The sequence below is a fragment of the Corallococcus llansteffanensis genome, from assembly GCF_003612055.1.
Taxonomy (GTDB): domain Bacteria; phylum Myxococcota; class Myxococcia; order Myxococcales; family Myxococcaceae; genus Corallococcus; species Corallococcus llansteffanensis.
The window spans coordinates 1-5,514 of the sequence record NZ_RAWB01000625.1 but is presented as its reverse complement, the minus strand read 5'-3'; the positions used below and the strand labels follow the sequence as shown (position 1 = coordinate 5,514).

General features: G+C 69.6%; 4 protein-coding genes. All 4 read right to left on the bottom strand.

Features of this window, described 5'->3' with window-relative positions; all coding sequences use genetic code 11:
- On the bottom strand, window positions 1-1,311 hold a 1,311-nt coding region (locus D7V93_RS36715), incomplete at its 3' end, for a thiamine pyrophosphate-binding protein (protein ID WP_147451530.1).
- A 29-nt stretch (window positions 1,312-1,340) separates the two neighbouring features.
- A complete protein-coding gene (locus D7V93_RS36710) occupies window positions 1,341-2,894 on the bottom strand; it encodes a DJ-1/PfpI family protein (protein ID WP_120647782.1) in 1,554 nt (517 codons plus the stop codon).
- On the bottom strand, window positions 2,891-4,831 hold the full coding sequence (locus D7V93_RS36705) for an AGE family epimerase/isomerase (RefSeq protein ID WP_120647781.1): 1,941 nt from the start codon (window positions 4,829-4,831) through the stop codon (window positions 2,891-2,893). The genes D7V93_RS36710 and D7V93_RS36705 overlap by 4 nt, the downstream gene beginning before the upstream one ends.
- Before the next feature lie 39 nt (window positions 4,832-4,870).
- Window positions 4,871-5,514: GMC oxidoreductase (locus D7V93_RS36700; RefSeq protein WP_244237726.1), on the bottom strand; the 644-nt coding region annotated here is incomplete at its 5' end.

Genomic DNA, 5,514 nt, shown 5'->3' with positions numbered 1-5,514 from the left:
GGCCAGCTTCACCCACAGCGCCCCGGGGATCCCCACCCCGAGCGAGCCGCCCCGCGTCTGGAAGTAATGTCCCGGCCTGCGCCCGGGCAGCGCCCGGGCCACCTCCGGCGAGAGGGTGAGCGCCTCGTCGAAGACGATGGCCTCGTCGCCCACCCGCTTCGCCAGCTCTCGCAGGAAGAGGGCGGGCATTGCCTCGTGGCCTTCACCGGAACCCGTCCCGGCGTCGGAAGCCCGCGCCCGCTCCTGCTCCCGTTGCGCCCGGGCGCTTCGCAGCCGCTCCTCCGCGGCCGCCCGCCGGGCCGGCGTCATCACCCAGGTCAGTGCCTCCGCGAGCGCCGCGAGCGTCCGCTTCGGGTCTGCAACGAGACCCAGCTCCACCGGGAAGTTCTTGGCAATCTCATACGCGTCGAGATCGACATGAGCGACCCGGGCGTCGGGGCGGAAGACGCCGGAGAGGGCGGGGAAGACCTCGGGGAAGACATACGTGCCCGTGATGAGCACGGCGTCCGCCCGCGAGACGACCGCCGTGCTGTCCTTGCCGAACATGTGGCCCAGCAGGCCCCGGAACAGCGGGTGGGCCGCATCCATGTTCACCTCGGAGCTGTTGGCGCCCCACACCTCGGCGCCGAGCAATTCGGCCACCCGGGTCAGCTCCTCCTGGGCACCGGAGGCCGCCACGCCATCGCCGACGATGAGCAGTGGCTGCTCGGCCTCCGCGAGCAGCCGGGCCAGCGCCTTCACCGCCTCCGGCTCCGGCGTGGAGCGGGTGTCGAGCCGCGGCGTCGGGAAGACGGCTTCCTCGTTGGGGGCGTCGAGCACGTCCATGGGCAGGGCGACGAAGACGGGCCCCATGGGCGGGGTCGAGGCAATCTTGATGGCCCGCCGCAGCACCCGCAGCACCGAACCCGGGTCGACGACGCGCGTGGCCCACTTGGTCACCGGGCGGGCCATGGAGACCAGGTCGCACGCCATCTGCGCGTCCATGGCGTCGTAGGCAAGCCCCGCCTCCCCCGCGAGCACCACGAGCGGGGAGTTGCCGCGCTTCGCCTGGTAGATCATCCCGATGCCGTTGCCCAACCCCACGCTGGAGTGGAGCTGGACGAAGGCGGGCCGCCGCGTCGCCCGCGCGTGGCCATCCGCCATGGCCACGGCCACCGACTCCTGGAGGCCGAGGATGTATTGGAGGGACGGCACCTCGCGCATCGCATCGAGGAAGCCCTCCTCGACCGTGCCTGGATTGCCAAACAGGTATCGAGCTCCCTCCGCGGCGAGCTGTTCGAGGAGGGCGATGCAACCGGTTCTCTTCGTCATGGGGTCTGCTCCTTTCGTGCTCGGTTGCATCACCACCCCCAGCGTCGCAGGCCCTGCTCCAGCACCTCGACGAGCTTCTCGCCCGTCAGCGTGGAGTCCGGGGTGGAGCGGCCCGTGACGAACGGGTAGTCGACGATGACCGACCGCTCCTTGCCGAAGTTGCCGTGGTACTGCCCCTCTGGCGCGGTCGCGTCGCGGAGGACGTACTCGAGCGGGTAGGGCGGCGGCCCCATGTTGAAGTCGGTGCCCACGAAGCCGGTGCCGTCCTTGTAGTCGTACTCCAGGCAGTGCCCCGTCACGTGCTTGTCGCGCAGGATGCTGCGCCGGTCCTCCAGCTCCCGCGCGAACGCGAGGCAGGTCACCGCGTAGCACTCGGCGGCGATGGGCTTGCCCTGCTTCAGGAAGCCGAGGATGAGGTCGTGCACGCGCTGGTTGTTGGCCAGGTCGACGATGGGGCCGCTGCCGCCCACCAGCAGCAGCGCGTCGAACCGCTCGAAGGCGCGCAGGGCCGCATCGCGCTCGCGGTAGTAGGCCTCGAGCGCACGCACCATCATCGGATGGCTGAAGTAGGGCCGCTCGGGCAGCAGCTCCGAGAGGTTCAGCGGCGCATCGAGCATCCGGGAACGCTCGCTGCGCCCGGGGCCGGTGGAGTCCAGCTGGCGCACCTTGAGGGCCATCTCCGGGCTCGTCACCGAGCGCCCCAGGGGCGGGTCGATGTAGCCCGCGTCCATGCTCGGAGGCAGGGCCTCGGGCCGCCGTCCGTTCGGCGTGGCGAACTCGACGCGGTAGCCCTGGCGCTCGAAGACCTCCAGCGGGCCCACGAGCTCCTCGCCCCAGTAGCCGTGGTTGGAGAGGACCACGAGGACGCTGCGCTGACGGCCCGTCCCGGGCTCCGGCGGCGCGGAGAGCCGGGGCTCTGGAGTCGCCGGAGTCGCCGGAGCCGTGGCCGATCCCTGGGCCACGAGCCGCTCCTTGATGCGCTCGATGAACGCGGAGACGTTCAGGAACGAGCGCCCCGTCACCAGGTCCCCGTCAACCACCACGCCCGACGGGTGCGGGGTGTAGACGCCGCCGGCGTTGAGGACGTCGGCCAGGACGACCTCGTGGCAGATGACCTTGCGCCCCGCGAGCAGCTCCGGGGTGGGCGTCAGCAGCCAGAGGGCGTGGCACAGCATCCCCTTGACGATCTCCGGGTGGCGCATGGCGCGGCTGAAGAACTGCACCGCGGGCGAGGTGCGGACCATCTCCGGGGTGATGGGCAGCGGCCTGCCATCCGGCCCGTCGGGCGGGACGAAGTGGCGCAGCCGCACGCTGGGGTAGTTGGCGGCGACGAGGATGGCCGCGTAGTCCTCGGGGGCGGCCTTGCGGATGTCGCGCGTGACGGTCAGGAGCTTGGGCGTGTGGCCCACCTCCTCGACCTCGCTCACGAGGTTCAGGAAGGGGCTGCCGTTCAGGTTCGCGAGGAAGTGGACCTCCGCCCCCTCCTCCGCGAACCGGTCACGGTACTGCGCGATCTCGTCGGCGATGTACTGGCTTTCGACGAGGACGGCGACCTTCTTGCCCTTCAGGGACTGGGAGCTCATGACTTCCTCCGGAACTGGACGATGACTTCCGAGCCCAGGTCCGAGGGCTCCAGGGGGAGCTGGAACCGGTGGGGGTCGAAGTTGGCCCGATGGCGGCCGTTGATGGAGACGCTCGCGATCTCGATGGAGCCGGGCTTCACGAAATCCGGCAGCACGTTGATGGAGCGGAAGCCGCTGTTGGCGGACGGATGGAAATACAGACAGAAGCTGGAGTCGGGCGAGACGTAGGCGCACGTGTAGACGTGAGCCAGGTAGTTCAGCTCGAAGGAGTGGTAGCCCGCGACGGCGTATTGCCCCTTGTTGGCGAACGCGCCGTTCAAGATGGGAAGGCCGTCCTCATTGACGCGGAAGAAGACGTTCTGGTTGTCCCGGTCCAGGAAGAACATGTTCCAGAACGCGGACATGGAGCGCGCCTGGTCCAGGTACTCCGGGTCTGCCGTCTGGCCGTGGAGGATGAGGTTGGCGAGGATGGCCTGCTCCTGCTGCCAGAAGTCCTTCACGCTGCCCCAGGGGAACTCCAGGGGCTGGCCGTTGGTGGGGTGCCGCTCCACGGCGTCGAAGCACCCGCCCCGGATGAGGTCGGCGCCGTGGGCGATCATCGCCTTGGCGAGCCGCTCGGCGAGCTGGAGCGCACGCTGCGCCTCCTCATGCCGTCCGGTGCCCAGCTGGTAGTAGGCGATGCGCGTGAGGTTCCACGCGATCTTGTAGTTGTGGCCCACGACGGCGCGGTCCTGCTGCCACCCCCACTGGTGGTCGGGCGTCCAGTCCGCGAGGAAGCGCTCATTCACATACAGCGAGTCGGGGTCCGGGAACTTCTCGAGGATGAGCCGCGTCGTGCGGTCGAGCATCTCCCGGCAGGTGTCGAGGAAGCTCGAGATGTCCGGGTCCGCGCCCTGCGGCAGCGGGTCCAGGGCGAGGACGAGGTTGATGAGGTAGGCGGGGATGTGGTCGCCCACCGAGTTCCAGTTCTTGCGTGACTGGAGCCGCCCGAGCGCCGCCGAATCCGGTCGCAGGGTGACCGGGTCGAGGTGAGCGAAGTAGCCATCGAAGCCGGGGAACTCGGCGTTGACGTCCTTGCTGTCCAAGAAGAGCGTGTTGAACGTCTTGATGGTGCGGCGGAGGTCCTCCAGCACCTCGGCGTCGCCGGTGATGCGGTAGTACTGGGCGAGCCCCGCCAGGCCGTAGATCTGCTCGTACAGGGCGATGGCGCCGGAGTCATCGCCGTTCTCCGAGGCCGTCAGGGTGACGGTGCCATTGACGCCCTTGCGCCGGCCAAAGGCCCAGATGCAGGACTGCCCATCCGGACTGAGGATGCGAAAGGAGGAGCGCTGGAACTGGATGCCCGCGGCGGCCGCCAGCCGGTAGCGGTGGTCGCCCGTCATCAGGTACGCCGACGACAGCCCGTAGATGAGCCGGGCGAGGGTCGGCATGGCCTGGAGGTTGTCGTCCGTGGCGCCGCCGTAATAGTTGAGGTTGGTGCGGTAGCGCTTGGAGAAGTCGTCCTCGCTGTAGGTGCGCGAGTCTCCGAAGAGGTCATCGAGCCACGCATTGGCCATGTGCGTCGTCTGGGTCATCCACCAGTGCGGCTCCTCGAAGAGGAAGCGCTGCGGCTCGGAGTGCATGCGGGTGACAGCGCGTGCGTCGTAGCGCTCCTCCCCGGCGTGCTCGAACCGGATGGCCCGGACGAAGACGGTGTCCTGGGGCCGCAGGTAGCGGGCCACCTTCCGGGCCAGCTCGCTGCCCTCCTGTCCGGGAGCGTCGGGCACCCGGTCTTGCGAGCTGCCGTCGATGTTGGTGAGGACCGAGAACGTCGTCTCGGCGCCGAAGTGGAGCGTCACGGTGTCGCCGCTTCGCAGCAGCAGGTCGCACCGGAGCTGCTCGGGCTGCGACGACGTGACGGTTCCCTGAAGGGTGATGGATTGGCAGAGGTTGTTCATGCGCTCTCGTGAGGGGGAGGTGTTGCGCTGCGGCTGTCTTTAGAGACGGCAGGTACGCGCTGTGACGTCGCCGGCACGGAGGCCGTGTGCGGCCTGGAGCAGGTCGGCGCACTTCTCGGCGATCATCACGACGGCGGCATGGCTGTCGCCGGAGGGCAGGGTCGGCATCACGCTGGCGTCCGCCACGCGCAGTCCGCCGATTCCAAAGACACGCAGCTCCGGGTCCACGACAGCCAGGGCGTCGAGTCCCATCCGGCAGGAGCCCGCGGGCTGTTGGCCCGATTCGGCGCCGCGCTGGACGAAGGCCCTGAGCTGGGCCCGGTGGCCCACCCCGGGGCCGGGGATCAGCTCGCTGCCCACCTGACCGGAGAACGCCTGGGTGGCGAAGAGCTCCCGGGCCAGCTCCACGCCCCGCATCAGGCGCGTGACGTCCGCCTCGACGGCCAGGTAGTTGGGATTGAGGAAGGGCCTGGCGAGCGGGTCACGGCTCGCCAGGCGCACCCAGCCGCGCGACAGCGGCCGCACCACGACCGGCAGGATGCTCACGGCGTTCGGAGGCTTCTGTCCGAGGGCCTGGTCGGGCGCCCCGTGGATCAACGCGAGCTGCAGGTCGGGCCCGAGCCAGCCGGGAGTGGAGTGACAGAAGAGGGCGCTCTCGGAGGGGCCCGGCCGGGGGGCCGGGA